The 255-nt window shown below is 65.9% G+C and carries 1 protein-coding gene; it reads left to right on the top strand.

What is annotated here, in order from left to right; genetic code table 11:
• A partial coding sequence (locus SB754_RS21565; protein WP_410784365.1) for an iron chelate uptake ABC transporter family permease subunit occupies positions 1-255 on the top strand: 255 nt, incomplete at both ends.

Genomic DNA, 255 nt, shown 5'->3' with positions numbered 1-255 from the left:
GCCGCACTCGGTGCCGCCGCCGTGATGGGCGTGGTTGTCATTCTGTCCCAATGGATCACGTCGTCGTCGTGGTTGCTGATCACCGGCGGCATGCTGGGTTCCGGGGTGAGTTCGATCGTGTCGTTCATGCTCGCCTACGCCAGCCCCGGCGACATCCGCGAGTTCGTGATGTGGGGGCTGGGATCATTTTCCGGGGTGCTGTGGGAAGACCTGCAGATCCTGGCCCCGGTCGTGGCCGCCGGTGCCGTCGTGACG

Source organism: Leifsonia sp. SIMBA_070 (assembly GCF_046534635.1).
In the GTDB taxonomy this organism is placed as follows: Bacteria; Actinomycetota; Actinomycetes; order Actinomycetales; family Microbacteriaceae; genus Leifsonia.
Note: the sequence above shows the minus strand (reverse complement) of the source record. Positions and strands in the feature narration are given on the sequence as shown.